Origin of the sequence: Microbacterium gallinarum, assembly GCF_014837165.1 — a bacterium.
Lineage (GTDB): Bacteria > Actinomycetota > Actinomycetes > Actinomycetales > Microbacteriaceae > Microbacterium > Microbacterium gallinarum.
In genome coordinates, this window is the sequence record NZ_JACSPM010000004.1 from 282,323 (window position 1) to 308,518 (window position 26,196).

Annotated in this window: 24 protein-coding genes and 2 tRNA genes; 16 read left to right on the plus strand and 10 right to left on the minus strand. The window is 70.6% G+C overall.

Features of this window, described 5'->3' with window-relative positions; genetic code table 11:
* Positions 1-57: 57 nt before the first annotated feature.
* From H9622_RS13150 to H9622_RS13180, 7 genes are all read right to left on the minus strand, one after another.
* Complete coding sequence (locus H9622_RS13150) at positions 58-747, minus strand: response regulator (protein ID WP_191766858.1); 690 nt, start codon at positions 745-747, stop codon at positions 58-60.
* Positions 740-1,999: a sensor histidine kinase gene (locus H9622_RS13155; protein ID WP_191766859.1), complete on the minus strand. Its 1,260-nt coding sequence runs from the start codon at positions 1,997-1,999 to the stop codon at positions 740-742. The genes H9622_RS13150 and H9622_RS13155 overlap by 8 nt, the downstream gene beginning before the upstream one ends.
* A 10-nt stretch (positions 2,000-2,009) precedes the next feature.
* Positions 2,010-2,870, minus strand: coding sequence for an ABC transporter permease (locus H9622_RS13160; protein ID WP_191766860.1), 861 nt, complete (start codon positions 2,868-2,870; stop codon positions 2,010-2,012).
* Positions 2,870-3,778, minus strand: a complete 909-nt coding sequence (locus H9622_RS13165) for an ABC transporter ATP-binding protein (protein ID WP_191766861.1) — start codon at positions 3,776-3,778, stop codon at positions 2,870-2,872. The genes H9622_RS13160 and H9622_RS13165 overlap by 1 nt, the downstream gene beginning before the upstream one ends.
* 80 nt (positions 3,779-3,858) lie before the next feature.
* Positions 3,859-6,405 (minus strand): aminopeptidase N, encoded by a 2,547-nt coding sequence (gene pepN / locus H9622_RS13170; protein ID WP_191766862.1) that lies wholly within the window; start codon positions 6,403-6,405, stop codon positions 3,859-3,861.
* A 104-nt stretch (positions 6,406-6,509) separates the two neighbouring features.
* A complete protein-coding gene (locus H9622_RS13175; RefSeq protein ID WP_191766863.1) occupies positions 6,510-8,201 on the minus strand; it encodes a SulP family inorganic anion transporter in 1,692 nt (563 codons plus the stop codon).
* Entirely contained in the window at positions 8,198-8,590 is a 393-nt protein-coding gene (locus H9622_RS13180; RefSeq protein ID WP_191766864.1) for an ArsR/SmtB family transcription factor, read from the minus strand. The genes H9622_RS13175 and H9622_RS13180 overlap by 4 nt, the downstream gene beginning before the upstream one ends.
* A gap of 62 nt (positions 8,591-8,652) precedes the next feature.
* On the opposite strand from H9622_RS13180, the gene H9622_RS13185 reads away from it, so the two are divergent.
* From H9622_RS13185 to H9622_RS13220, 8 genes are all read left to right on the plus strand, one after another.
* Positions 8,653-9,867 carry a ferrochelatase gene (locus H9622_RS13185; protein ID WP_191766865.1) on the plus strand — a complete coding sequence of 405 codons (1,215 nt, stop codon included), beginning with the start codon at positions 8,653-8,655 and terminating at the stop codon, positions 9,865-9,867.
* A gap of 54 nt (positions 9,868-9,921) precedes the next feature.
* Positions 9,922-10,467 (plus strand): ribose-5-phosphate isomerase, encoded by a 546-nt coding sequence (locus tag H9622_RS13190; protein ID WP_191766866.1) that lies wholly within the window; start codon positions 9,922-9,924, stop codon positions 10,465-10,467.
* A gap of 6 nt (positions 10,468-10,473) precedes the next feature.
* On the plus strand, positions 10,474-11,478 hold the full coding sequence (locus tag H9622_RS13195; protein WP_191766867.1) for an Fpg/Nei family DNA glycosylase: 1,005 nt from the start codon (positions 10,474-10,476) through the stop codon (positions 11,476-11,478).
* A 21-nt stretch (positions 11,479-11,499) separates the two neighbouring features.
* Positions 11,500-12,141 (plus strand): FMN-binding negative transcriptional regulator, encoded by a 642-nt coding sequence (locus H9622_RS13200; protein ID WP_191766868.1) that lies wholly within the window; start codon positions 11,500-11,502, stop codon positions 12,139-12,141.
* Positions 12,138-13,643, plus strand: a complete 1,506-nt coding sequence (locus H9622_RS13205; RefSeq protein ID WP_191766869.1) for an amidohydrolase — start codon at positions 12,138-12,140, stop codon at positions 13,641-13,643. Before H9622_RS13200 ends, H9622_RS13205 begins: the two co-directional genes overlap by 4 nt.
* Positions 13,644-13,735: 92 nt before the next feature.
* Positions 13,736-15,313, plus strand: coding sequence for a multicopper oxidase family protein (locus H9622_RS13210; RefSeq protein ID WP_191766870.1), 1,578 nt, complete (start codon positions 13,736-13,738; stop codon positions 15,311-15,313).
* Complete coding sequence (locus H9622_RS13215; RefSeq protein WP_225222058.1) at positions 15,303-16,682, plus strand: sensor histidine kinase; 1,380 nt, start codon at positions 15,303-15,305, stop codon at positions 16,680-16,682. Before H9622_RS13210 ends, H9622_RS13215 begins: the two co-directional genes overlap by 11 nt.
* Before the next feature lie 20 nt (positions 16,683-16,702).
* Positions 16,703-17,371, plus strand: coding sequence for a response regulator transcription factor (locus H9622_RS13220; RefSeq protein WP_191766872.1), 669 nt, complete (start codon positions 16,703-16,705; stop codon positions 17,369-17,371).
* A gap of 84 nt (positions 17,372-17,455) precedes the next feature.
* Here the strand turns inward: H9622_RS13220 and H9622_RS13225 are convergent, their stop codons facing one another.
* Positions 17,456-17,938 carry a Dps family protein gene (locus H9622_RS13225; RefSeq protein ID WP_191766873.1) on the minus strand — a complete coding sequence of 161 codons (483 nt, stop codon included), beginning with the start codon at positions 17,936-17,938 and terminating at the stop codon, positions 17,456-17,458.
* 172 nt (positions 17,939-18,110) lie between these two features.
* Here H9622_RS13225 and H9622_RS13230 point away from each other — a divergent pair, with 172 nt between their 5' ends.
* Entirely contained in the window at positions 18,111-20,246 is a 2,136-nt protein-coding gene (locus tag H9622_RS13230) for an acyltransferase family protein (protein WP_191766874.1), read from the plus strand.
* A 9-nt stretch (positions 20,247-20,255) separates the two neighbouring features.
* A complete protein-coding gene (locus H9622_RS13235) occupies positions 20,256-20,792 on the plus strand; it encodes a gamma carbonic anhydrase family protein (protein WP_191766875.1) in 537 nt (178 codons plus the stop codon).
* Between the two features lie 6 nt (positions 20,793-20,798).
* Here H9622_RS13235 and H9622_RS13240 read toward each other — a convergent pair whose 3' ends face one another.
* Positions 20,799-21,707, minus strand: coding sequence for an alpha/beta fold hydrolase (locus H9622_RS13240; RefSeq protein WP_191766876.1), 909 nt, complete (start codon positions 21,705-21,707; stop codon positions 20,799-20,801).
* Between the two features lie 245 nt (positions 21,708-21,952).
* Positions 21,953-22,026, minus strand: a tRNA-Gly gene (locus H9622_RS13245).
* Between the two features lie 99 nt (positions 22,027-22,125).
* On the opposite strand from H9622_RS13245, the gene H9622_RS13250 reads away from it, so the two are divergent.
* From H9622_RS13250 to H9622_RS13275, 6 genes are all read left to right on the plus strand, one after another.
* Positions 22,126-22,503 (plus strand): nuclear transport factor 2 family protein, encoded by a 378-nt coding sequence (locus H9622_RS13250; protein ID WP_191766877.1) that lies wholly within the window; start codon positions 22,126-22,128, stop codon positions 22,501-22,503.
* Between the two features lie 84 nt (positions 22,504-22,587).
* A tRNA-Pro gene (locus tag H9622_RS13255) sits at positions 22,588-22,661 on the plus strand.
* An 81-nt stretch (positions 22,662-22,742) separates the two neighbouring features.
* Positions 22,743-24,176, plus strand: a complete 1,434-nt coding sequence (tig, locus tag H9622_RS13260; RefSeq protein WP_191766878.1) for a trigger factor — start codon at positions 22,743-22,745, stop codon at positions 24,174-24,176.
* 72 nt (positions 24,177-24,248) lie between these two features.
* Positions 24,249-24,737 carry a tetratricopeptide repeat protein gene (locus tag H9622_RS13265; protein WP_191766879.1) on the plus strand — a complete coding sequence of 163 codons (489 nt, stop codon included), beginning with the start codon at positions 24,249-24,251 and terminating at the stop codon, positions 24,735-24,737.
* A gap of 80 nt (positions 24,738-24,817) precedes the next feature.
* Positions 24,818-25,402 carry an ATP-dependent Clp protease proteolytic subunit gene (locus H9622_RS13270; protein WP_191766880.1) on the plus strand — a complete coding sequence of 195 codons (585 nt, stop codon included), beginning with the start codon at positions 24,818-24,820 and terminating at the stop codon, positions 25,400-25,402.
* Positions 25,403-25,434: 32 nt separating this feature from the next.
* Positions 25,435-26,106, plus strand: a complete 672-nt coding sequence (locus H9622_RS13275; protein WP_191766881.1) for an ATP-dependent Clp protease proteolytic subunit — start codon at positions 25,435-25,437, stop codon at positions 26,104-26,106.
* The last annotated feature ends 90 nt before the right edge of the window (positions 26,107-26,196 follow it).

Consider the following 26,196-nt stretch of genomic DNA (forward strand, 5'->3'; position numbering starts at 1 on the left):
CGCCCGTGCGTCCGCCGAGCGTGGCGACGCATCGGCGGCACCCGCCGGGCTGCACGCTCAGACTCCGGAGGATGCATCGTCGGGGATGATGCCCATCCGGTGGGCGAGGATCACCGCGTGCACGCGATCTCGGGCGCCCAGCTTCGCCAGAACGCGGCCGACGTGTGTCTTGACCGTCGACTCGCTCACGAAGAGCTCTGCACCGATCTCGGCGTTGGTGAGTCCCCGAGCCATCGCCACGAACACCTCGTGCTCCCGCTCCGTGAGAGCGCTCGGGAGGTCGACTCCGGGGCTTCCGGCGGGCACGGTGTCTGGCAGGCGGTCCCCGAACATCTCGAGCATCCGTCGAGTGACCCGTGGCGCGAGCACGGCGTCGCCGCCGTGAGCCGCCCGGATCGCGGCCGTCAACTCGTGCGGGTGGGCGTCCTTGAGCAGGAACCCGCTGGCACCGGCGCGCAGCGCGGCGAACGCGTACTCGTCGAGGTCGAACGTGGTGAGCACGACGATGCGGGTGACCGGATGCTGCGCGACCAGCTGCCTCGTCGCCTCGATGCCGTCCATGCGCGGCATGCGGACGTCCATCAGCACGACGTCGGGGCGCAGCATCCGCACCTCTTCGATCGCCTGCGCACCGTCGGACGCCTCGCCGACGACCTCGAGATCTGGCTCGGCCTCCAGGACGAGGCGGAACCCCAGGCGGATGAGCTTCTCGTCGTCGACCAGCACGACGCGGATCGGATCAGGCATGGGGTCCCTCCGGCGGGATCTCGGCGGTCAGGCGCCACGTGGCGGGTGAGCTCGGGCCGGCCGCCAGCGTGCCGCCGAGGTTGGCGACGCGCTCCCGCAGTCCGGTCAGACCCCAGCCGCCGTCGCCATCGAGGTCATCCGCGCGCACACCGTCGTTCTCGACGGTGATGCGGATGCCCTCGCCCGTGTAGTCCGTGGTCGCGCGGATGAAGGTCGCGTCGGGTGCGTGGCGCATCGCGTTGGTGATGCCCTCCTGCACGATGCGCAGCACGGCGAGGCGGTGCGCCGTGGGGACGGTGGGCTGCCCTGAGACGGTGAGCGTCACGGGGGCGCCGGCACCGCGTGCCGCCTCGACGATGTCGTGGAGCGAGGCGTCCAGCAGCGGGCCGAGGGGTGCGTCGGCGTCGCCGTCGTCGCTGCGCAGCACGCCCAGCATGACGCGCATCTCGGTGAGGGCGTCGCGGGCGGTCGCCGCGACCGTGCGGCTGACCTCTCGGGCCCTCTGCGCGTCGGGGGTCGCCGCCGCCCCTTCCGCGAGCGCCACGACGACGGTCAGCGAGTGCGAGACGATGTCGTGCATCTCGCGTGCGATCCGAGTGCGCTCTGCGGCCGAGGCGAGCTGCGCCTGCTGGTCGCGCTCGATCACCAGCTGGCGCGAGCGGTCGATGAGCGCGTCGAGGTACCGGCGGCGATTGCCGATGTTGACGCCGATCAGGGCGGCGACGAGCAGCCCGACGATCGTGCTGCCTGCGAGGTTGACGTAGACGCCGGCGCGCGCCGGGTCGAAGAGCGAATAGCCGAGCGCGTTCACGGCGAGGACGCCGGCGGCGACGCCCAGCGCGGTCCAGCAGGCTCGGACGCTGCGGTACACCGCGATCGAGTACAGGGCGATGAGGGATGCCGGACCGCTCACGGCCGCGGCGAAGCCGACCTCCACGACGAGCGTCGGGAGCATCGCCAGGACGAACACCCGGACCGGGATGCGGCGTCGCCACACGAGCCCGACGCAGGCGATGACCGACAGGCCGATCGCGATCCCCACGCCCCATCCGCTGAGCCCGTCGGCGACCGATGAACTGGCCGCGACGGCGGGGAACGACAGCAGCAGTGCGGCGACCGCGATGACGATGTCGGTGGTCAGCGGATGCCGCGCCCAGAAGCGTCGGATGACGCCCGGCGGCCGCGGCAGATGCAGGTCGTCCTCGGTCGGGGCCTGGCCCCGGCCGAGGACGGTAGAGGGAGTCCTGCGCACCTCGCCGACTCTACGCGTCGCGAGTCTTCAGCACCGCGATGCCCCCGGCGATGACGACCGCCGTCCATGCGAGGACCGTCACCAGGGCGGGGGCGGGCTCCAGCGTGATGCCGGTCATCGGCGAACCCATGAAGAGCGACTGGCCTGCGTTCGACGGCAGGTATCCCGCCGCGTCGTGGATCCACTGGAAGGACTCCACTCGAGGGAAGAACATCACCAGGATCGGCGCGACGAACACGAGCCCGATGCCCGCCGCCAGCGCTCCCGGGCCGTTGCGGATGATGAACCCCACGCCCACGCCCATCACCGCGATGAGCGCGAGGTACAGCGCGGCGCCGAGCACCGGAAGGACGGAGCTGTCGGGATAGCCGAGGTCGAGCGGTCCGGTCGGCAGGATCGGTCCCGACACGAGGGCGGCGGCGGTGAAGACCACGACGCTGGAGACGAACATGGTCACCGCGAGAACGATCGCCTTCGCGAACAGCGCGGCCACGCGTCCGGGCGCCGCCGTCAGGGTCGAGCGGATCATGCCCGTCGAGTACTCGCCGGTCACGGTGATCGTGCCGAGGATCATGGCGAGCAGCTGCGTGAGCACGGTGCTGAAGACCACGACCTGCACCGCCTGGCGGTTGGCCTCCACGACCGGCATCGGCGGCACATCACCGGCGAAGCTGGCGAGCGAAGTGGCCATGAGCAGGCTGAGCCCGATCGAGACGAGCGCGACGAGGCCGATCGACCACCACGTCGAGCGCAGGGTCGTGAGCTTTATCCACTCCGAGCGCAGGAGGTGGCCGAACGAGAGCCGGTATGCCGAGGACGCGGACGGCGCGTCGGCGCGGGTCGACGGGGCGGGAACGGTTGCAGTGGTCATCAGAGGTCCTTCGTCTTGTACTCGACGTCGTCGCCGGTGAGGCGGAGGTAGGCGTCTTCGAGGGTGCCGGATGTGGGGGTGAGCTCGTGCAGCGGGATGCCTCGGGCAGCGGCGGTGTCGCCGATCTCGGCGGCGAGCGCGCCCTCGACGTCGATGAGGTCGGCGGCCAGGTGGGTGACGCTCACGCCGTCGCGGGCGAAGACGTCGGCGAGTTCGGTCGCGCGGGGACTGCGCACGCGCACCGTGGCGCGCGTCCACTGCCGCACGAGTTCGTCGGCGGGGGCGTCGGCGAGCACGCGGCCGCGCCCCAGCACGATGATGTGGTCGGCCGTGAGCGACATCTCGCTCATGAGGTGGCTCGACAGCAGGACGGTCTTGCCCTCGGATGCCGCGTACCGCACGAAGCGCCGCACCCACATGACCCCCTCCGGGTCGAGGCCGTTCACGGGCTCGTCGAGGATCAGCGTGTGCGGGTCGCCGAGCAGAGCTGCGGCGATGCCCAGTCGCTGCCCCATACCCAGCGAGAAGCCGCCGGCGCGCTTGCGCGCCACCGAGGCGAGGCCGGTGATGTCGATCACCTCGTCGACGCGGCTGCCGGGGATGCCGTGGGTGGCCGCCATCGCCCGGAGGTGATTCTGCGCGCTGCGGCCCGAGTGCACGGCCTTGGCGTCGAGGAGCACGCCGACCTCGGTGAGCGGCGAGCGCATGCCCGCGTAGTCGCGGCCGTTCACGGTGACCGAGCCTCGGGTGGGACGGTCCAGTCCCACGATCATGCGCATGGTGGTGGACTTTCCGGCGCCGTTCGGGCCCAGGAAGCCGGTGACCTTGCCGGGGCTGACGGTGAAGCTGACATCGGCGACGGCGTGTTTGGCGCCGAAGCTCTTGCTGAGGTTCTCTGCGACGATCATGCTTCGACGCTACGGAGAGACCCCCCTCCGGCACATCGGCCGAGAGGGGGGTCTTCGCGGAGCGGGGTGGTACCGCGGTACTACTGCGCGTCGCGCTCCTGGACTGCCAGGGCGCGCTCCACACCCGCGAGGTTCTCCGCCACGAGGCGGCGGAGCGCCGGCGCCGCGTCGGCGTTCGCCTCGAGCCACGCACGGGTCGCGTCGCGCAGCCGGATGTCGGCGAGCGGTGCGGGGTAGAGCCCGAAGATCAGGTATTCGGCGATCTTGTACGTGCGCGACTCCCACACCGGCAGCAGCGAGGCGAAGTACGGCTCGATGTAGTCGCCCAGCAGCTCGCGGCCGGCCGGGTGCACGAAGCCGAGTGCGGCCGAGCGCACGATCGTGTTCGGCAGGTCGTCGCTGTCGACGAGCGACGACCACGCGGCCGCCTTCGCCTCGGCGGTGGGCAGAGCGGCCTTCGCCTGTGCGGCGAACTCACCGCCCTTGGCGGTGTTGTCGGCCTCCAGCGCGGCGTCGACCTCGGCCGCCGTCACGACTCCTCCTGCGGCGAGTGCGACGAGCAGCTGCCACGACAGGTCGGTGTCGATCTCGAGGCCGTCGAACGACACCTCGCCGTCGCGCACCTGGCGCACCTTCTCGACCTGCGCAGAGGTCGCGGCCGCGCTCGCGAACGCGGTGACGAACTGCAGCTGGCTGTCGCTGCCGGCCGCGGCGCCCTGAGCGAGCTCCCACAGGGCGTCGGCCACCTTCTCGCGTGTGGCCGAGCGCTTCTCGGGAGCGACGTACGCGTTGGCGGCGAGCTGCAGCTGCGCGAGGGTGGTGCGCACGGTGGTCGACTCGGTCTCGGCGCCGATGTTGCGCAGCACGAGGTCGACGTAGTCGGAAGCGGATGCCTCGGCATCGCGCGTCTGGTCCCACGCGGCTCCCCACACCAGCGAGCGGGCGAGCGGGTCGCTGATCTTCCCGAGGTGGTCGATGGCCGTCTGCAGCGAGCGCTCGTCGAGGCGGATCTTGGCGTACGCCAGGTCTTCGTCGTTGAGCAGCACGAGGTCGGGGCGCTGCCGGCCCTTCAGCTCGGGCACCTCGGTCAGGTCGCCGTCGACGTCGAGTTCGACGTGGTGCACGCGCACGAGCGCGTCGCCCTCGACGTTGTAGAAGCCCACGCCCAGGCGGTGCGGGCGGATGGTCGGGTAATCGGCGGGCGCCGTCTGCACGATCGCGAAGCGCGTGATGGCGCCGTCGACGTCGGTCACGATCTCGGGCGAGAGCGTGTTCACGCCCGCGGTCTCGAGCCACTTCTTCGACCATGTCGAGAGCTCACGGCCGCTCGTGGTCTCGAGCTCCGCCAGCAGGTCGGAGAGCTCGGTGTTCGACCACTCGTGCTTCTTGAAGTACGCCGCGACGCCGGCGAAGAACTGCTCGATGCCGACCCAGGCCGCGAGCTGCTTGAGGACCGAGCCGCCCTTGGCGTAGGTGATGCCGTCGAAGTTGACCTGGACGTCTTCGAGATCGTTGATCTGCGCGACGACGGGGTGGGTCGAGGGGAGCTGGTCCTGGCGGTAGGCCCAGGTCTTCTCCATGGCGTTGAACGTGGTCCACGCCTCGGTCCACTCGGTGGCCTCGGCCGTCGCGATCGTCGACGCCCACTCGGCGAACGACTCGTTGAGCCAGAGGTCATTCCACCACTTCATCGTGACGAGATCGCCGAACCACATGTGGGCGAGCTCGTGCAGGATCGTGACGACGCGACGCTCCTTGACGGCGTCGGTCACCTTCGAGCGGAAGACGTAGGACTCGGTGAAGGTCACCGCGCCGGCGTTCTCCATGGCGCCCGCGTTGAACTCCGGCACGAACAGCTGGTCGTACTTGGCGAACGGGTACGCGTAGTCGAACTTGTCCTCGAAGTACGCGAAGCCCTGGCGGGTCTTCTCGAAGATGTAGTCGGCGTCGAGGTGCTGCCAGAGGCTCTTGCGTCCGTAGACGCCCAAGGGGATCACGCGCCCCGACGAGCTGGTCAGCTCGGAGAACGTCGCCTCGTACGGACCGGCGATGAGGGCCGTGATGTACGACGAGATCCGGGGGGTCGCCTCGAAGGCCCACGTGGCGCTGCCGTCGTCGTGCGCCTGGGGCTCGGGAGTGGGGGAGTTCGAGACGACCTTCCAGGCTTCGGGCGCCGTGACGGTGAACTGGAACGTCGCCTTCAGATCGGGCTGCTCGAAGACCGCGTACATGCGGCGCGAGTCGGGAACCTCGAACTGCGAGTAGAGGTACACCTCGTCGTCGACCGGGTCGACGAAGCGGTGGAGGCCCTCGCCCGTGTTGGTGTAGAGGCAGTCGGCGTCGATCACGAGCTCGTTCTCGGCCTCGAGCCCGGTGAGTTCGATGCGCGACTCCGCGAACGCGGTCGCGGGGTCGATGGAACGGCCGTTGAGCGTGATCTCACGGATCTCGCGGGCGATCAGGTCGATGAACGTATCCGCTCCCGGCGTCGCCGAGAAGCGCACGACGGTGCGTGAGGCGAACACCTCAGCGCCCTTCGTCAGGTCGAGCGCGACCTCGTACGAGTGGGTGTCGACGATGGCGCGACGCTCCTGCGCCTCGCTGCGGGTGAGGTTCTCTCCAGGCACTGCTCTGCTCCCGTGGGTGAGGGTCGGTGATCTCGATACGCAGCCGGGGCCGCACTCGATCCGCTGGTCGCAGGGCTGATGGCGCCGGCGACAACCGTCCTAGCCTACGCGCTGTCCTTCTGCGCTTCTCGACGGATGTGGACTCGTGCGTGCTCGATCGCATCGGGCAGATCGGTGAAGAGGTGCTTGTGGTGCCGCAGCGAACTCAGCACGCCCACCGTGCGGAAGAGCTCCTCGTGGCCGGGCTGCACCCCCTTGATCAGCACGGTCACCCCGCGCCGCTCGAGGGATTGCACGATGTCGCTCAGGATGTGGGCGCCCGTCGCGTCGACGAGCTCCAGCTGCGACATCCGCAGGATCACGACGGAAGCCCCCTCCGTGCGCGTGACGGCGTCGAAGACGCGGTCGGCCGCGGCGAAGAACAGCGGGCCGTCGAATCGGATGATCGCAATGCGGTCGTCGCCCGGCTGCGCCGGATCGGGCAGGGGCTCTCGGCTGACGCCGGTGGCGCGCGAGAGGTTGCGCACGGCGAACACGCCTGCGCAGAGCACGCCGATCGCCACGGCGACGATCAGATCGAACGAGACGGTGATCACCGCGGTGATGACGAACGCGAGCGCATCCGCGCGCGTGGAGCGCAGGATCGAGCGGACGGTGGCGGTGTGCACCATGCGGGTGGCCGTCACCATGAGCACGCCGGCGAGCGCGGCGAGCGGGATCATCCCGACCGGACCGGCCGCCACGAGGACGATCAGCAGCAGCACGATCGCGTGGGTGATCGAAGCCAGGCGGCTGCGACCGCCGGACCGCACGTTGACCGCAGTGCGCGCGATGGCGCCGGTGGCGGGCATCCCTCCGAACAGTCCCGACCCGATCGAGGCGAGGCCCTGGCCGACCAGCTCCCGGTCGGGATCGTACGCGCCGGTGTCGGCGAGGGATGCCGCGACGCGTGCGGACAGGAGCGACTCGATGGCGGCGAGTGCGGCGACCGTCAGCGCCGCCGGCGCGAGCGCCACGAGCGTGGCCGGCTCGACGACGGGGAGCGCCGGGGCGGGCAGGGACGACGGCAGGACGCCGATCAGCGCGAGCGGTGCCGACAGCAGCCCGGCCAGTGCGGCGACGAGCACGATGCCGATGAGCGAGCCGGGGAACGACGGGTGGAGCTTCGGGGCGACGATCATGCACACGGCCACGATCGCGAGCGCGCCCAGCGCCCACGGCACGTACGCCCAGTCGGCGCCTGCGAGGGCCTGCACGGCGGCGATCACCGGGTTGGAGCTGTGCTCGTCGGCCGCGGGCGTCTTGGGGGAGACGAGCAGGGGAACCTGCTGGAGGAAGATGATCACCGCGATGCCGAGGGTGAAGCCCTCGATGACCGGCCACGGGATGAACGACACCGCGCGTCCGAGCCGCAAGGCTCCGGCCGCGAGGACGACGATGCCTGCGAGCACGCTCACGGCGGCCACGGCAGCGGCGCCGTGAGCCGCGACGATCGGCAGCAGCACGACGACCATCGCCCCCGTCGGGCCCGACACCTGCACATGCGAACCGCCGAAGACGGCCGCGATGAGTCCCGCGACGACGGCCGTGATGAGGCCGGCCTCCGCGGACAGACCTGAGCTGACGCCGAATCCGAGCGCGAGCGGCAGGGCGACGATGCCGACGGTGACGCCCGCGATCAGGTCGCCGCGCCAGGTGCGGCGGACGAGCCGATAGTCGGCCGCCGAGGGAAGGAGCGCCAGCGTCGCCGCGCGCAGCCGGCTCCGTCGGGGTGAGCGGGACGCGGGAACGATCATGAGCCGGCGTCTCTCCGGCGAGGCGTCGTCGACGGGGCCAGCTCGGGGAGCTCGTCGACGTCGGCCGCGCGCGCGCCGTCGCTGCGCACGATGTCGCGCAGCAGCGCTCGTGCCACGGAGAGCAGTTCGGCGACCTTCTCATCGGCGAGGCGGTAGTAGACGTGGCTCGCGCGGCGCTCCGACTCGACGAGGCGATGACGGCGCAGGACGGCGAGGTGCTGTGAGAGGTGGGATGCCTCGAGCCCCGTCGCGTCCTGCAGGGCGGCGACGCTCACCTCGGCGGACGCGGCGAGAAGCTCGAGGATGCGAATCCGGAACGGGTGTGCCAGGCCTTTGAAGAGGCCGGCCTTCACTTCGTACAGCGGTCGCTGCTGAGGGGATAGTGGCATGATGGAACCATCATATCGCGCCGACGGGTCGGGTCGTCCGGTCGGGGTGTCAGGATGGAGGGGTGACACCTGCCGAGCCGCTCAGCGAGCACGCCCCGACCGTCCCGTTCGCATCGCAGGCCGCGGCATCCGGGGCCCCGCACATAGAGGTTCCCGTCGCCTATGACGGGATCCTCCTCGCAGGCTTCGGGGGTCCCGAGGGGCAGGATGACGTCATCCCGTTCCTGCGCAACGTGACGCGGGGCCGGGGCATCCCCGACGAGCGACTGGAAGAGGTCGCCCACCACTACCGGCACTTCGACGGCATCAGCCCCATCAACGCCCAGAACCGCGCGCTCAAGGCCGCGCTCGAAGCCGAGCTCGCATCCCGCGGCGTCGACCTGCCCGTGTACTGGGGGAATCGCAACTGGGCGCCGTACCTGGAAGAGGCGGTGCAGGATGCCGCGGCATCCGGTCACTCGAATCTGCTCGCGCTGGCGACCAGCGCCTACTCGTCGTTCTCGAGCTGTCGTCAGTACCGCGAGGACTTCGCACGCGTCCTCGACGCCACAGGCCTGGCGGAGTCCGTGACGATCGACAAGGTCCGTCAGTTCTTCGACCACCCCGGGTTCGTGCAGCCCTTCATCGACGGTGTGCGCGACGCCGTCGGCGGCTTCCTGGCCGATGGTCTGCCGCCCGAGTCCGTGCGCGTGCTCTTCTCGACCCACAGCATTCCGACGGCCGATGCCGAGCTCTCCGGCCCGCGCGAGGGCGACCCGCACCACCGCGAGTGGGGCGAAGGAGGGGCCTACGCCGCGCAGCACCTCGCCGTCGCCGAGGTCGTCATGTCGGCCGTCGCCGCCGAGATCCCCGCCGCCGCCCGCGTCGGCTGGGAGCTCGTCTACCAGTCGCGCTCCGGCCCGCCCACCCAGCCGTGGCTCGAGCCCGATGTCAACGACGTCATCGCCGAGCTCCCGGGAGCGGGCGTGCAGGCGGTCGCGATCGTGCCGCTCGGCTTCATGAGCGATCACATGGAGGTGCTCTGGGACCTCGACACCGAGGCGACGGATGCCGCTGCCGAGGCGGGCCTGCGCTCGGTGCGCACGCCGACCCCCGGCGTCGACCCGGCGTTCGTGTCGGGTCTGGTCGACCTCGTCGAGGAGCGACTGCGGGGCACAGTCGCGGCGGACCGCCCGCACCTCACCGACCTCGGTCCGTGGTTCGACGTCTGCCGCCCTGCCTGCTGCGAGAACGTGCGCGCCGGATTCAAGCCCGCCGCGGCCGGCGTCGCGCCCTGACGGTCCGCGCAATCTGCGCGAAGCGCCCCCGCGCCGCTCCCTAGGATTGACCCCATGCGCATCCATATCGCGACCGATCACGCCGGCCTCGAGTTCTCCACCCAGCTGCAGCACCACCTGGCGGCGGCCGGCCACGAGGTCGTCGACCATGGGCCGATCGACTACGACCCGCTCGACGACTACCCGGCGTTCTGCATCCGCGCGGCGCAGGCGGTGGTGCGCGATCAGGCGGCGGGCATCGAGACTCTCGGCGTCGTGTTCGGCGGCTCCGGCAACGGCGAGCAGATCGCGGCGAACAAGGTCGTGGGCGTCCGCGCCGCGCTCGCCTGGAGCATCGCCACCGCCGAGCTCGCCCGCGAGCACAACGACGCGAACGTCATCGCGATCGGCGCCCGTCAGCACACCTTCGAGGAGGCGGCCTCGTTCATCGACCGCTTCATCGCCACGCCGTTCTCGGGCGAGGAGCGCCACGCGCGCCGCATCGCGCAGCTCGCCGCATACGAAGAGGACGGTGCGCTCCAGCCCGACCCTCGCGCGAGCACAGGACAGCCCGACGTGCTCGCTGCGGACGACAGCTCGTTCGACCCCGAGGCAGGCTGACCGAGCGTGCCCGAGGGCCATTCCGTCCATCGCATCGCGCGTCAGTTCGGCCGCAACTTCGTCGGTCGTGCCGTCGCGGCGTCGAGCCCGCAAGGACGCTTCGCCGAGGGTGCGGCGGTGATCGACGGACGCACGGCCACCGCCGTTCGCGCCGTCGGCAAGCAGATGTTCCTCGAGTTCGACGACGACCTGACGCTGCGCGTCCATCTCGGCCTCTACGGAGCGTGGGACTTCGCGGGCGAGATCCTCGTCGACCCGACCATCGCCTCGGCGAACGGCCGTATGGGGCAGACGAACCAGCGCGGCACCGACCTCGCGGACGACGATCCGATCCTGGACGATGCGGGGGAGAACTCGCTCACCTCCATCGGGGCGCCCCGGCGCACCCGCGTGCACGTGCGCATGTCGGAGCAGACCACCGGACTGGCCGATGACGGCGATGTCTGGCCGCCGCCGGTGGTCGGCCAGGTGCGCCTGCGCCTGCTCACGGAATCGACCGCCGCCGACCTGCGGGGGCCGACGGCGTGCGAGCTGCAGACCCCGGATGAAGTGGCCGCGACCATCGCGAAGCTGGGCCCCGATCCGCTGGTCGACGACGTGACGGAGGGGGAGGAGCGGTTCACCACGGTGGTGCGGCGCAAGCCCACGTCGATCGGCCTGCTGCTCATGGATCAGTCCGTCGTGAGCGGCATCGGCAACGTGTACCGCGCCGAGCTGCTCTTCCGGGCGCGGCAGAACCCCCACACCCCCGGCCGCGACGTGCCTGAAGAGACGGTGCGCGAACTCTGGCGCGACTGGGTGCGCCTGCTCGCGATCGGCGTCGAGACCGGTCAGATGATGACGATGGACGACCTCGAACCCGCCGCCTATCGACGGGCGATGGCGAGCCGCGACGACCGGCACTGGGTGTACCACCGCGCGGGGCTGCCGTGCCGCATCTGCGGCACCGAGATCGTCGTCGAAGAGGTCGCCACCCGCAAGCTGTACTGGTGCCCGAACTGCCAGCGCTGAGCCGACCGTAGGCTGGAGCCCATGCGTCAGAACCCGAGCTTCGCCATGACGGATGTCGGCGAGCTGCGTCGCCTCGTCGAGCTCAACCCGTGGGTCACCCTCGTCAGCCAGACGGATGCAGGCCTCGTCGCTTCGCACTACGCCGTGCTGCTCGACGAGGGCCGCGACGACCTCACGATCGTGGGTCACGTCGGCCGGCCCGATGACCTGATCCACAGTCTCGGTGAAGGCGAGCTGCTCGTGGTCGTGCAGGGAGCCCACGGCTACATCTCGCCGGGCTGGTACGCGGACGGACCCAATGTGCCGACGTGGAACTTCGTCTCGGCGCACCTGACCGGTGTGCCGGAGATCCTCAGTCCGCAGGAGAACCTCGAGGTGCTCGACCGCCTGGTCGCACGCTTCGAGAGCGGGATGCCGCAGCCCCGCCTCCTGTGGGAGCCGCCGAACGACGCGGACTACGTCACCAAACTCGAGCGCGGCACCGTCGGATTCCGCCTCACGCCGACCCGTGTCGTCGCCAAGCGCAAGCTCAGCCAGAACCGTCCCGACGAAGTGGTCGAGACGATCATCGCCGAACTCGAGGCGGGCGCAGGGCCCTACGCCGACCCGCGCCTCGCCGGTGAGATGCGGCGCGACCTCGACACCCGGAAGGCCGCCCGATGACCGCTCGGCGCGGCGACAGCCCGGACGTCCTCGCGAACGTCCGCCTGAGCGGTGCCGAGCGCACCGACCCCTTCCTCGACGAGCCGGTCGATGTGCACCTCGCCGACGGGTTCGTCGTCGACATCGCGCCCGCGGGCGCGCTGGCCCGGGACGGCAACGTGCTCGACGCCCGCGGGGCGTGGCTGATCCCCGGGCTGTGGGACCACCACGTGCATGTCGTGCAGTGGGCGCTGGCCGCGCAGCGAGAGCCCCTCGGCGGAGCGACCTCGGCTGCTCACGCAGCCGCGATCATGGGCGCCGCGGCCGCACTGCCCGACGGCCGACGCGTCGGCACGGGGTTCCGTGACGCGCTGTGGGGCGACCTTCCCACGCTCCAGACGCTCGACGCCGCGACCGGCGAGGTGCCGACCTACCTGATCAATGCCGACGTCCACAGCGTGTGGCTCAACACGGCGGCGCTGCGGCGCGAGGGCTTCGAGCCGGACGGCACCGGCATCCTGCGCGAGGACCCGGCGTTCGAGATCTCGCGACGCCTCAATGCCGTGCCGGCGCACGTCGCGGACCCGCTGGTCGAGAAGATGGCCCGGGATGCCGCCGCCCGCGGCGTCGTCGGACTGGTCGACCTCGACATGGCGTGGAACGAGGAGGCCTGGACACGCCGGATCGCCCGGGGTTTCGACACGCTGCGCGTGGAGTTCGGGATCTACCCGGAGTTCCTCGACCGCGCCGTCGCCGAGGGACTGCAGACGGGCGATGCGGCGCGGGGCGCGGCATCCGATCTCGCCCGTGTCGGACCGCTCAAGGTGATCACCGACGGCTCCCTCGGAACCCGCACGGCGGCGACCTCGCACGCCTACCCGGGAGACCCGCACAACCATGGGATGCTCACGGTCGACAGCGCGACGCTCGTCGACCTCATGACCCGCGCGACCGGAGCCGGGATCGCCTCGGCGATCCACGCGATCGGCGACGTCGCGAACTCGGCGGCCCTCGACGCGTTCGCGGCGACCGGCGCCTGGGGCACGATCGAGCACGCGCAGCTGGTCGCGCACGCCGACATCCCGCGGTTCGCCCGGCTGGGCGTCGGAGTGAGCGTCCAGCCCGAGCACGCGATCGACGATCGCGACCTCACCGACACGATCTGGGCCGACCAGACGGCGCAGCCCTATCCGCTGCGGTCGCTCGCCGATTCCGGCGCGAACCTGCTCTTCGGATCGGACGCGCCCGTGTCGCCGCTCGACCCGTGGGCGGCCATGGCGGCGGCGGTCTTCCGCACGCGAGACGGTCGCGAGCCGTGGCAGGCTGCGCAGCGCGTGCCGGCCGAGGTCGCCCTCGGCGCGTCCACCCACGGCGGCTCGGCCGCCCCCGCCCGGATCGAGCCGGGCGCGCGCGCCGACCTCGCCGTGTGCGCGCACGACCCGCTCGGGGCGGACCACGAGCAGCTGCGCGACATGGCGGTCGTCGCCACCCTCCTCGGCGGACGGCTGACCCACCTCGCGTAGGCGGCCCGCCCTCGGATCCGGGGGACAGCCCCCGTCGCGGTCCGGGAGGGGGTCGGATGCCGCCATCCGCGCGCTCTGGCGAGGCTGGAGGCATGGTTTCCGCTCCGCCCTCGCCGCCCCCTCCGCCGCCGCCCCCCGCGCCCTCGACCGCCGTTCCGCAGCGCCGCCGGCGGCGGCTGCTGGCGATCCTCGTCGCCGTTCCGCTCGCGGCCGTGATCGTGATGATCGCCGCCGGTGCGATCTGGTTCGGCGCGAACAGCGCGCGCGCCACGCCGCCCGCGGCGGGCGAGCTCACGTTCGACCGCCCGCTGCACATCCCCGACCTCGCGCCGTCGACGATCGAGGACGGCGTGCGGGTCTTCGAGCTCGACGCCGCCGAGGGACGCACCTCGTTCCTCCCGGGGAGCGAGACGCCCACGCTGGGCTACAACGGGTCGTATCTCGGACCGACACTCGTCGCGTCGCGCGGCGAAGACGTGCGGGTGGAGGTCACGAACGGCCTCGCCGAGAGCACGACCGTCCACTGGCACGGCATGCATCTCCCCGCCGCGATGGACGGCGGGCCGCACACGCCGATCGCTGCCGGGGCGACCTGGCAGCCGGAGTGGACCGTCGACCAGCCCGCCGCCTCCCTCTGGTACCACCCGCACCTCCACGGGCGCACTCGCGAGCAGGTCGATGCCGGCCTCGCGGGGATGTTCCTCATCAAGGATGAGGAGGAGGCGGCCCTGCCGCTGCCGCGCGAGTACGGCGTGGACGACATCCCGGTCATCGTGCAGGATCGGTCCTTCAGCGCCGACGGCGCCTTCTCCGGAAGCATCGGCATGCAGTTCGACGGCGTGCTCGGCGACACGATCCTCGTGAACGGCACCGTCGCGCCGTACCTCGACGTGACGACAGAGCACGTGCGCCTGCGCCTGCTGAACGGGTCCAGTGCGCGCATGTACGACTTCACGTTCGCGGACGGTCGCGAGTTCGCCCTCATCGGCACCGACGGCGGCCTCCTCGAGGCACCCGCCGTCTCGACGAGCGTGCCGCTGTCACCGGGGGAGCGCGCCGAGATCGTGGTGGCGGTGTCGCCCGGCGAGCGCGTCGTCCTGCAATCGCAGGCGCCCGACCCCGCTCTTCACGCCGGCGATGCGTCGTTCGACGTCCTCGAGCTGCGGGCTGCGGCATCCCTCACGCCGTCTCCTGGGCTGCCGGCGACGCTGGCCGATCTTCCGGAGGCGGACGAGTCGGATGCCGCAGCCCGCCGCGCCTTCGAGATGTCGGGGCACAGCATCAACGACCGCCAGATGGACCTCGGTCGTGCGGACGTCGTCGCCACTGTCGACACGAGCGAGGTGTGGACGGTGCGCAACAGCAACCCGCTGCCGCACTCGTTCCACGTGCACGACACGCAGTTCCGGGTGCTGGACGTGGACGGCGAGGCGCCGCCTGCGCGGCTGTCGGGCTGGAAGGACACGATCGCTCTCGAGCAGGGCCGCGAGTACCGCCTGCTCGTGCGGTTCGAGGACTACGCCGACCCGACCACTCCGTACATGTATCACTGCCACCTGCTGTGGCACGAGGACCAGGGCATGATGGGACAGTTCCTGGTCGTCGAACCGGGCCACGAGCCCGACCTGCGACGTCCCGAGGGAGATTCCGATGACCACGATGACCACTGACGGAGTCACCGCTGCCTCCGGCGCGACGAGGGAGGGCTTCTGGGCGGACTACGGTCGCGCCTGGACCCGCACACCCGGCAGCGCCATCTACCTGCTGACCGTCTTCGTGCTGGCGATGGTCTCGGTCAGCCTGCTCGCGTCGCTCTTCTGGACCGGGGTCGGGCTGCTCGTCGTCATCGTCGGGCTGCCGATCGTCGTGGGCACGCTGTACGTCGCCCGCGGGTTCGGCCTTGCCGATCGAGGGCTCCTGCGGCTCACCGGCTTGCCCCCGATCGCCGAGCCGGAGTGGAACCGCGACAAGCCGGGCACCGGTGGATTCTGGATGACGCTCACGCGGCCGATCCGCAACGCCCACTACTGGCTGTACCTCGTGCACGGCATGATCGTGAACCCGGTGATCAGCACGATCTCCTTCGTGCTGACGACGGTCTGGCTCAGCGTCGGGCTCGGCGGCCTCACCTACTGGATCTGGGGCGGGTTCATCCCGCGCGACAACGGCGGCGACTGGGGCCGTTACGTCGCCGACGCGCTGCCGTGGATGTTCGGCGGTTGGTCGGCATGGGCTGTCGAGGTCACGCTGTACCTGATCGCCGGCATCGTCTTCACGTTCACGATGCCCTGGGTGCTCGGCGGCCTCGCCCGCGGTCACCACGCCGTGGCGCAGGGCATGCTCGGTCGCTGGCGGTCGGACGATCTCGCCGCCGAGGTGCGCGCCGAGGCCGCGGCCCGCGGCGCCGCCGTGCACGCCGAGGACGTCGCCCTGCGCCGCCTCGAACGCGACATCCACGACGGACCCCAGCAGCGCCTGGTGCGCCTGCAGCTGGATCTCGCGGCCCTCGAGCGTCGTGCCGAATCGGGCGATGCGGATGCCGCGGCCGAGCTCGCGCGCGAGGCGCGCGGTCACGCGAAGGCGGCCCTCGACGAGCTGCGCGCCCTCTCGAGCGGGGTGGCTCCGCCGCTGCTGCAGGACCGCGGGCTCGCCGCCGCGCTTTCCGCTGTGGCCGCCACCACCCCTCTCGTGGTGCACACCGACATCGATCCGGCCATCGACGTCGTCACGAGCCCCGAGGTCGCCCGCACGGTCTACTTCGTCGTGGCCGAGCTGTTCACGAACGTCGTCAAGCACTCCGGCGCGAGTGCCGTGACCCTCAAGGCGGCGCTGCGCTCGTCGGTGTCGGGTGCGCCGTCGATGCTCGACGTCTGGGTGGTCGACAACGGCCGCGGCGGCGCGTCGTACGTGGCGGGCCACGGGCTGGAGGGTCTGCGCGAGCGGGTCGCGGGCCTCCGCGGCATGCTCGTCGTCGACAGCCCGGCGGGCGGCCCGACTTCCATCGGCGCGCACGTGCCGCTGACTCCCGTCGCATCGTGAGCGCTCCCTATGCTGAGGGCATGGCATCAGGCAGTGAGAGCAGGCCGGTGCGCGTCGTCCTCATCGAGGACTCGGTCCTGCTGCGCGAGGGGCTGGTGCGACTCTTCGACGAGGCCGGCTACGTCACCGCCGGTGCATGGGGCGATGCCGACGACATCGTCCCGCGGGTGCGCGATGCCGACGCGGATGTCGCGATCCTCGACGTGCGGCTGCCTCCGGCGTTCCGCGACGAGGGCATCCGTGCCGCGCTGACGCTGCGCGCGGCTCTGCCGCAGGTCGGCATCCTCGTGCTCAGCCAGTACGTCGAGGGCGTGTACGCACGCGAGCTGCTCGCGGGCGGCGACGGGGGAGTCGGCTACCTGCTGAAGGACAGGGTGACGTCGCTCGAGGAGTTCACCGACGCCGTGCGCCGGGTGCGCGAGCGCGGCACCGTGCTCGACCCGCTCGTCGTGCAGGGCCTGATCGCGGCACGACCCGACCCGCTGGGCACGCTCACCCCTCGCGAGCGGGACGTGCTCACACTGATGGCGGAGGGACGCAGCAACGCGAGCATCGCGGAGCGGCTCTTCATCGGAGTGGGGGCCGTCGAGAAGAACATCAGCGCGATCTTCGCCAAGCTCGGGCTCGAGGAGTCCGGCACCGAGCATCGACGCGTGCTCGCCGTGCTCGCGTTCCTGCAGCGGCCCTAGCCCCGGCGAGACGCGAAACGCCCCGGGACCTCGTCGAGGTCCGGGGCGTTTCGTCTCACTGCGCTCGGCAGGGAGCGGGCGTGGTCACTCGGCGAGGTGCGCGAAGAGGAACCAGCGGTCCTTCTCCAGCGTCTCCTTGATGCCGATCGCGACGTCCTGGCTCGTGAGGTCGAACTCGTCGAGACCGTCGATCGCGGCCTGCGTGTCGGCGATCACGGCGTCCATGTCGGAGATCACGTTGCGGATCAGCGCCTCCCACTGCGTGAAACCCGCCGGAACTTCGGTCGAGGTCTTCCCGGCGATCGTGCTGACGCGCGCGTCGACCGGGAGGCCGAGGGCGACGATCCGCTCGGCGGCCTGGTCGGCCCCCGCCTGCGCGTTGGCGACGAGCGTGTCGAGGAGTTCGTGGATGGCGATGAAGTTCGCGCCGCGAACGTTCCAGTGGGCCTGCTTGCCGTTGACGGCGAGGGCTTGCAGCCCGAGCACGACGGGGGTGAGGAACTGGGCGCTGGCGGCGGCCACGGTGGGGTCGGCAGCGGTGGCGGGGGTGGTGTTCGTCTTGGTCATAGCGGTGGCCTCCATCTTCGGGAGGGACGCCTCGATCGGCGTGCGTCCTCCGGTGGCTGCAACGCTACTCAGCGCCTGGCATTCCGCAAGCAAGACAAGGCTCGGCTAACCGGTGTCGCAGACGCCGTCCTGTCATGCCGGATTGTCAGCCGTCACCGGCTAACGTCGATAGGTGCCTTCCGCTGATCACGACCTCGGGCCGCAGAATCTGCGTGCGCCCGCCGCCACCGTGACCCGCGAGCCGAGCGACCGCTCTCCCGAGCACGCCGAGCCGTCGCGGTTCATCCCGCACGTGCAGGGGCTCCGCGCGATCGCCGTGCTCGCCGTCGTGCTGTACCACTTCTGGCCGGGCCGGGTCACCGGCGGCTACGTGGGCGTCGACATCTTCTTCGTGATCTCGGGCTTCCTGATCACCGGGCACCTGATGCGCGAGCTGGCGGCCACGGGCAGTGTGCGACTCGGCCAGTTCTGGGCGCGCCGCGCGCGGCGCCTGCTGCCGGCATCCCTCCTCGTCCTGCTCTTCTGCGCGATCGTCGCGATGTCGCCGTACCTCACACCGACCTCGGCGCTGCCGAACGAGGTGCAGGAGATCCTCGCGTCGACGTTCTACGTCGAGAACTGGTTCCTCGCGCTCAACAGCGCCGACTACCTCAACCACTCGGGCGACCCGACGACCGTGCAGCACTACTGGTCGCTGTCGCTCGAAGAGCAGTTCTACGTCATGTGGCCGCTGATCATGCTGCTTGCGGCATGGATCGGGGTGAAGTTCTTCCGCGGCGCCCGCCGCCGGGCCGTCATCACGGCCCTCGCGATCGTGACGGTCGTCTCGTTCGTGTTCTGCGTCGTCTTCACGATCACGAACCCGGCCCCGGCGTACTTCGTCACCTTCGGACGGATGTGGCAGTTCGGCGTCGGCGCACTCATCGCTCTGGTGCCCCTGCTCCGCGTCCGCAACGCGATCGGGAGCTTCGTGCTCGGCTGGGGCGGCGTGCTCGTCCTCGTCTACGCGATCTTCACGTTCGACGGGCAGACGCCGTTCCCGGGGTACATGGCCGCCATTCCGACCCTCGGCGCAGCCGCGGTGCTGGCCGCGTCGAACACCGAGCGCTGGTGGTACCCCACCCGGATCCTGGCGATCCGTCCGGCGCAGTTCGTCGGCGACATCTCCTACTCGCTGTACCTCTGGCACTGGCCGCTCATCATCATCGCGCCGTCGGTGCCGTTCTGGGGCCTCACGATCTACCACCGTGTCGCGTTGCTGATCCTCTGCTTCGTGCTCGCGTGGCTCACCAAGAAGTTCGTCGAAGACCCCGCCCGCAGCTGGAAGGTGCTGACGTCACGGCCCGCGCGCGTCACGCTGTGGAGTTCTCTCGGTGCGATGCTCCTCGTGGCGGTCGTCGCGGCGACCGCGTGGTTCGTGAACGCGCCGGCCTACAGCGCGGGCGTGCGCGACATCCAGCAGCTCCAGGAGGACCCGCCGCCGTGCTTCGGCGCGGCCGCGGTGCTCGACGCGTCGTGCGCCGACGCCGACTTCGGCGACACGATCCTCCCCGCGCCCGGATTCGCCGGCATCGACCGCCCGGCCGACGCGCAGTGCTTCGTGCAGCTCACCGACGCCCGCCCGGTCTCGTGCACCTTCGGGTCCGACGACCCCGACGCACCGCGCGTCGCCCTCGTCGGCGACAGCCATGCGTACCAGCTGCTGTCGACCTTCCAGCGCATCGCCGAGGAAGAGGGCTGGCAGCTCGTCACGTGGTTCAAGGGCGCGTGCCCGTGGAACTCCACGCCGCTCTCCACTCCCGGTGCCTTCGGTGCGGCGTGCACGGAGTGGCGGGAGGGCGTCACCGCGGCGATGGCCGACGCCGGCCTCGATGCCGTGTTCACGGCGGCGATCGCGACGACCCCGTACTCATCCGCCGGCTTCGACTCGTCGTACGACGCGGCGGTCGCGGGCTACGTCGACGCGTGGGACGCGATGCTCGACCAGGGCGTCCCGGTGATCACCGTCGTCGACAACCCCGTCTGGGAGACCGACCCGAACAAGTGCCTTCGCACGCGGGATGCCGCGGAGTGCGACGGACTGCGCTCCGATGTGCTCGTGGCGGACGACCCGCTCCGCGACGCTGCTGACCAGCGCGAGGACGTCACGCTCCTCGACTTCACGGACGTGTTCTGCGGCGACGAGCTGTGCGGTCCTGTCGTGGGCGGTGCGAACATCTACCGAGACCAGGATCACCTCACGGTGACCTTCGCCGACACTCTCGCCCCGTGGTACTCCGAGGCGATCCGGAACGCCCTGGCCCAATAGAGTCGGATCATGACGATCGCTTCCGGAGCATCAGTGCTCAGCGCGGCGGGCAGGACGCCCACGCTCGACGCCACATCGTTCATCGCCACCGGCGCCCGTGTCATCGGGGGCGTCACCCTCGGACCGGGCGCGAGCGTCTGGTACAACGCCGTGCTGCGTGCCGACGGCGACACCATCACGGTGGGGGCGCGCAGCAACCTGCAGGACAACGTCTCGGTGCACGTCGACGCGGGAAAGCCCGTCGTGATCGGCGAGGACGTCTCGGTAGGGCACAACGCCGTCGTGCACGGCTGCACGATCGGCGACGGCTCGCTGATCGGCATGGGCGCGGTGGTGCTCAACGGTGCTCGGATCGGCCGCGGCTGCCTCATCGCCGGCGGTGCCGTGGTGCTCGAAGGCTCGGAGATCCCCGACGGGTCGCTCGTCGCCGGCGTCCCGGCGAAGGTGCGCCGTGAGCTCAGCGACGAGGAGCGTGCGGGCCTGATCGCCAATGCCGCGCACTATCTCGCCCACATCGAGGAGCATCTCGACGCGCGGCCCGTCTGACCCACCTCACTCGGTCGGGCGCGGCGGCGGATGATGCTTGCCGCGGTGGACCTCGTACAGGCGCACGTGGCCGGGCCATGAGGGGTCGTTCTCGATCGGCTTGTCGTCCATGAAGAGCGTGATGACGTGCGCGAGCTGCCCGGGATGGCTGAAGTTGATGGCGTGCGCGGCGCCCTCGAGCAGGACGACCAGCACGTGGCTGTCGGTCTGACTGGCGACCTCGTCGACGCGGTGCGCGTGGGGGAGCAGCGGGTCGCGCTGCCCCAGCACGACCAGCGTCGGGATGCGCATCTCGAGCAGGCGCTGCAGCGACGGGTACTGCGTCAGCGCGCGGAACATCCGCATGGTGCTCGGCACGCCGAAGCGGACGTAGTCGGGCACGGCGACCCGTGCCATCCGGGTCGGCTCCCGCGGAGCATCCTTCGACAATTGCGCGATCGCACGTCGGAGCGGCTGATTGAAGAGCCCGCCGGCGGGTGAGACGAGCACCGCTCGGTCGATCCGCTCGGGGTAGTGATGCGCGAACTCGATGATCACCGGGCAGCCCATCGAGTTGCCCACGAGCGTCGACTTCTCGACGCCGCGGTCGTCCAGGAAATCGGCCGCCGCATGGGCGAGATCGGGGATGTCGAGCATGTCGCGCCGCTTGCCGCTGCGGCCGAACCCGGGCAGGTCGGGGACGAAGGTGTGGAACTCGCCGGCGAGACGCTCGGCTGTCGGCAGAAGGTACCGCCCCGAGAGCCCGAAGCCGTGCACGTGGGTCATGACGCGCGCGTCGGCGGGGGGATTCGGCGACTCGCGGAAGAACACGTCGACGCCGTCGATCCGCGTCCACTTCTCGGTGAGGCTCGACGCCGGTCGGCGCGGGAGTCGGCGGGGCTTGGGCGCGCCTGCAGGCGAGGTGGGCGTACTCATCGGTGCTCCCTCACGTTCCGTCCGATCGAGTCCTGAGTCGGATTCTGCCCTTCGCGCACGCCGCCCGGTAGCGGGTCGGCGGAAATCACCCGATGCAGGCGAGAGCCGGTGCGTGCTGGGCCGCGGCGGGGCGGTCACCCCGCCCCTGCCTCGGGCGCGGCGGTGTCAGCCGTCTCGGGTGTCGGCCGCCAGCTCCTTCGCCCTCAGGCTAGGTGCGGGTCGTGGGGTATCCGTGCAATGGGCTGTGGAGGGGATGACGGGAATCGAACCCGCACCATCAGTTTGGAAGACTGAGGCTCTACCATTGAGCTACATCCCCGTGCGCCCGCTGACGGGCACCGACCAATCGTAGTACATGGTGGCCGTCATCCCGCTCCCCAGGTCAGCCCGACGCGCGGCAGAGCGGAGGGAGCCGATCATGGCACGCACGGGCCGAGAGGTCGTCGAAGCGCTCATCGCCACGCTGAATGCGGGCGACGTCGGCGGAATGGACGACCTGTTCCACGAGGACGCGGTGATGGAGTGGCCGCAGTCGGGGGAGCGCATCCTGGGCGGCGACAATCGCCGCGCGGTGTACACGCGATTCCCGCAGCTGCCGACGATCTCGCTGCGGCGGCTGATCGGCGACGGCGATCTGTGGGTCGCCCAGGCCGACCTCGACTACGGCGACGGCGATCCGTACCAGTCGGTCTTCATCTTCGAGCTGCGCGACGGGCGGATCGCGCAGGAGACGGCGTACTGGACGAAGCCCTTCCCCGCGCCCGACTGGCGCGCCGAGTGGGTCGAGCGGATGTAGCAGAGGGGCCCGCGCAGGCGACGGCCGGGCGGGTCGGCTAGACTTCTCGGGGCCGAATGGCGCACGCGTGCGTGCGAACCCGCCCGGGGCGTAGCTCAGCTTGGTAGAGCGCCCGCTTTGGGAGCGGGAGGCCGCAGGTTCAAATCCTGTCGCCCCGACATCACGGCCCCTCACAGAATTCCGACCCAGACCTTCAGCCGCGCATGCGCGCGCGGTCCGATAGAGGAGAACGAACAAGCATGGTGAACAGCACCGTCGAGAAGCTCAGCCCGACCCGGGTGAAGCTGCACATCACGGTCACGCCCGACGAGCTCAAGCCGTCGATCGCGCACGCGTACGAGCACATCGCTCAGGACGTCCAGATCCCCGGTTTCCGCAAGGGCAAGGTGCCCGCGCCGATCATCGACCAGCGCATCGGGCGCGGCGCGGTGCTCGAGCACGCCGTCAGCGAGGGTCTCGACACGTTCTACCGCCAGGCCGTCGAGGCCAACGAGCTCCGCGTCCTCGGCCGTCCGAGCGCCGAGGTCACCGAGTGGCCGGCCGAGAAGGACTTCTCGGGCGACCTCAAAGTCGAGGTCGAGGTGGATGTCCGCCCCGACTTCGAGCTGCCCGCGTTCGAGGGCACCACCGTCGAGGTCGACGCGATCGAGGTCGACGAGAGCGCCATCGATGAGGAGCTCGACCGTCTGCGCAGCCGCTTCGGCACGCTCGTGACCGTCGACCGCCCCGCCGCCACGGGCGACTTCGTCGAGCTCGACCTCGTCGCCACGATCGACGGCGCCGAGATCGACCGCGCCGAGGGCGTCTCGTACGAGGTCGGCTCGGGCGAGCTGCTCGAGGGCATCGACGAGGCCATCGACTCGCTGACCGCCGGTGAGGAGACCACCTTCCGCTCGAAGCTCGTCGGCGGCGACCACGCCGGCGAGGAGGCCGAGGTCGCGGTCGTCGTGAAGTCCGTCAAGGAGCGCGAGCTGCCCGAGGCCGACGACGACTTCGCCCAGATCGCCAGCGAGTTCGACACCATCGGCGAGCTGCGCGACAGCCTCAAGGACCGCGTCGGCGAGCAGTCGGTGTTCACCCAGGGCTCGGCCGCGCGCGACAAGCTCATCGAGCAGCTGCTCGAGCAGGTCGAGATCCCGGTTCCCGCCCAGCTCATCGAGGACGAGGTGCACACCCACCTCGAGGGCGAGGGTCGCCTCGAGGACGACGTGCACCGTGCCGAGGTCGCCGAGGCCAGCGAGAAGCAGTTCAAGACGCAGATGCTCCTCGACAAGATCGCCGAGCAGGTCAACGTTCAGGTCTCGCAGGACGAGCTCACGCAGTACCTCGTGCAGTCGGCGGCCCAGTACGGCATGGCCCCGCAGGACTTCGTCAACGCGCTGCAGCAGGGGAACCAGCTGCCCGCGATGATCGGTGAGGTCGCTCGCAACAAGGCCCTCGCGGTCGCCCTCGGCAAGGTCACCGTCGTCGACACGAACGGCAAGACCGTCGACCTCACCGGCTTCGTCGCCGTCGAGGACGAGGCTGAGGCCGAGGACGAGGTCGCCGAGGAGGCGCAGGAGATCGCGGATGCCGCGGCCGACGCCGACGCCGTGATCGAGGCCGAAGAGGCCGAGAAGCCCGCCAAGAAGAAGGCACCGGCCAAGAAGAAGGCCGCTGCCGACAAGGAGTGATCACTGCATCGCAGTGAAACGGGGGACGGATGCCGCGGCATCCGTCCCCTTCTCCGTCAGAGGAGGACGACGATGACCGACTGGGAAGACCGCGTGGCCGCGGTATGGGCCGACGATGGGCTGGACGACGCGGAGCGCGTGCGGGTGATCGACGAGCTGGCCGCCGAGCGGGGTGAGAACGACGGGCGTGCGCTGTTCGAGCGGGCCGGCGTGCGAGACTCGGCGGGGCTCGAGGCCGAGGCCGAGCCGCTGTACCGGGCTGCGCTCGAGGCGGGCCTCGACGACGACCTGCGCACGCAGGCGGTCATCCAGCTCGCGAGCACGATCCGCAACCTCGGCAAGCTCGACGAGGCGCTCGACCTGCTGCGTGCGGAGTACGAGCGGGATCCCGGCGCGCCGCTGCGCGATGCGGCCGCGGCCTTCTACGCCCTCGCACTGGTGTCATCGGGGGCGGCCGTGCGCGCAGCATCCGTCGCTCTCACGGCACTCGCGCCGCATCTGCCGCGCTACACCCGCTCCGTCGCCGCGTACGCGCGCGATCTCGTCGACCCGCAGGACTGATCTGCCCAGGGCGAACACGGGCGGGTCGCCCGCGGCGCGCCGGTAGATTCGATGGCACGACCACGGAATCAGGAGTACACATGGCCGAACCACTTGTCGCGACGAGCGTCTTCGACAGGCTGCTGAAGGACCGCATCATCTGGCTCGGGTCGGAGGTGCGAGACGAGAACGCGAACGAGATCTGCGCGAAGATCCTCCTGCTCGCCGCCGAGGACTCCGAGAAGGACATCTACCTCTACATCAACTCGCCCGGCGGATCGATCACTGCCGGCATGGCGATCTACGACACGATGCAGTTCGTGCCGAACGACATCGTCACCGTCGGCATCGGCATGGCCGCCTCGATGGGACAGCTGCTCCTCACCGCCGGCACCAAGGGCAAGCGCTACATCACGCCGAACGCGCGCGTGCTGCTGCACCAGCCCCACGGCGGCTTCGGAGGCACGGCGAGCGACATCCAGACCCAGGCGCAGCTGATCCTCGACATGAAGAAGCGCCTCGCCGAGATCACGGCGGCGCAGACGGGCAAGTCCGTCGAGCAGATCAACGCCGACGGCGACCGCGACCGCTGGTTCAGCGCCGACGAGGCCCTCGAGTACGGTTTCGTCGACCACATCCGCGAGTCCGCGACCGACGTCATCGGCGGCGGCGGAACCGCCAACTGAGCGCACCGAAGGCGAAAGAGAGAGAACCCGCAATGCAGACCCCCACCTTCGGACCCAGCGCCCCGCAGGGGCTCCAGATGCCCGGCAGCCGCTACGTCCTGCCGCAGTTCGAGGAGCGCACGGCCTACGGCTACAAGCGCCAGGACCCGTACAACAAGCTCTTCGAGGACCGCGTCATCTTCCTCGGCGTGCAGGTCGACGACGCGTCGGCCGACGATGTCATGGCGCAGCTGCTCGTGCTCGAGAGCCAGGACCCCGACCGCGACATCATCATGTACATCAACTCGCCCGGCGGCTCGTTCACGGCCATGACGGCGATCTACGACACGATGCAGTACGTCTCGCCGCAGATCCAGACTGTGGTGCTCGGCCAGGCGGCCTCCGCGGCCGCCGTGCTCCTCGCGGCCGGCGCGCCCGGCAAGCGTCTCGCGCTGCCGAACGCCCGCATCCTGATCCACCAGCCCGCGATGGGCGAGGCGGGGCACGGCCAGGCGAGCGACATCGAGATCCAGGCTCAGGAGATCATGCGCATGCGCACCTGGCTCGAGGAGACGCTGTCGAAGCACTCGAACAAGACCGTCGCAGAGGTCAACAAGGACATCGACCGCGACAAGATCCTGGGTGCCGAGGAGGCGCTCGCGTACGGTCTGGTCGACCAGGTCCTCACGACCCGCAAGCGCACCCCCGCCGCACTGACGAAGTAGAGCGGATGCCGCGCAGCCCCGTCTCCCCGCACCGCGGGGCGGCGGGGCTTCGCTGTGGGCGGACGCCGCATACTTCACAACGCGTGTCGC

Excerpts from the sequence above, each read along its gene's own strand:
- H9622_RS13265 (WP_191766879.1), top strand. The coding sequence starts at position 24,249 with ATGACCGACTGGGAAGACCGCGTGGCCGCGGTATGGGCCGACGATGGG.
- H9622_RS13150 (WP_191766858.1), bottom strand. The coding sequence starts at position 747 with ATGCCTGATCCGATCCGCGTCGTGCTGGTCGACGACGAGAAGCTCATC.
- H9622_RS13210 (WP_191766870.1), top strand. The coding sequence starts at position 13,736 with ATGGTTTCCGCTCCGCCCTCGCCGCCCCCTCCGCCGCCGCCCCCCGCG.
- H9622_RS13180 (WP_191766864.1), bottom strand. The coding sequence starts at position 8,590 with ATGCCACTATCCCCTCAGCAGCGACCGCTGTACGAAGTGAAGGCCGGC.
- H9622_RS13220 (WP_191766872.1), top strand. The coding sequence starts at position 16,703 with ATGGCATCAGGCAGTGAGAGCAGGCCGGTGCGCGTCGTCCTCATCGAG.
- H9622_RS13215 (WP_225222058.1), top strand. The coding sequence starts at position 15,303 with ATGACCACTGACGGAGTCACCGCTGCCTCCGGCGCGACGAGGGAGGGC.
- H9622_RS13235 (WP_191766875.1), top strand. The coding sequence starts at position 20,256 with ATGACGATCGCTTCCGGAGCATCAGTGCTCAGCGCGGCGGGCAGGACG.
- H9622_RS13165 (WP_191766861.1), bottom strand. The coding sequence starts at position 3,778 with ATGATCGTCGCAGAGAACCTCAGCAAGAGCTTCGGCGCCAAACACGCC.
- H9622_RS13270 (WP_191766880.1), top strand. The coding sequence starts at position 24,818 with ATGGCCGAACCACTTGTCGCGACGAGCGTCTTCGACAGGCTGCTGAAG.
- H9622_RS13275 (WP_191766881.1), top strand. The coding sequence starts at position 25,435 with ATGCAGACCCCCACCTTCGGACCCAGCGCCCCGCAGGGGCTCCAGATG.
- H9622_RS13225 (WP_191766873.1), bottom strand. The coding sequence starts at position 17,938 with ATGACCAAGACGAACACCACCCCCGCCACCGCTGCCGACCCCACCGTG.
- H9622_RS13190 (WP_191766866.1), top strand. The coding sequence starts at position 9,922 with ATGCGCATCCATATCGCGACCGATCACGCCGGCCTCGAGTTCTCCACC.
- tig (WP_191766878.1), top strand. The coding sequence starts at position 22,743 with ATGGTGAACAGCACCGTCGAGAAGCTCAGCCCGACCCGGGTGAAGCTG.
- H9622_RS13250 (WP_191766877.1), top strand. The coding sequence starts at position 22,126 with ATGGCACGCACGGGCCGAGAGGTCGTCGAAGCGCTCATCGCCACGCTG.
- H9622_RS13175 (WP_191766863.1), bottom strand. The coding sequence starts at position 8,201 with ATGATCGTTCCCGCGTCCCGCTCACCCCGACGGAGCCGGCTGCGCGCG.
- H9622_RS13160 (WP_191766860.1), bottom strand. The coding sequence starts at position 2,870 with ATGACCACTGCAACCGTTCCCGCCCCGTCGACCCGCGCCGACGCGCCG.
- H9622_RS13240 (WP_191766876.1), bottom strand. The coding sequence starts at position 21,707 with ATGAGTACGCCCACCTCGCCTGCAGGCGCGCCCAAGCCCCGCCGACTC.
- H9622_RS13205 (WP_191766869.1), top strand. The coding sequence starts at position 12,138 with ATGACCGCTCGGCGCGGCGACAGCCCGGACGTCCTCGCGAACGTCCGC.
- H9622_RS13200 (WP_191766868.1), top strand. The coding sequence starts at position 11,500 with ATGCGTCAGAACCCGAGCTTCGCCATGACGGATGTCGGCGAGCTGCGT.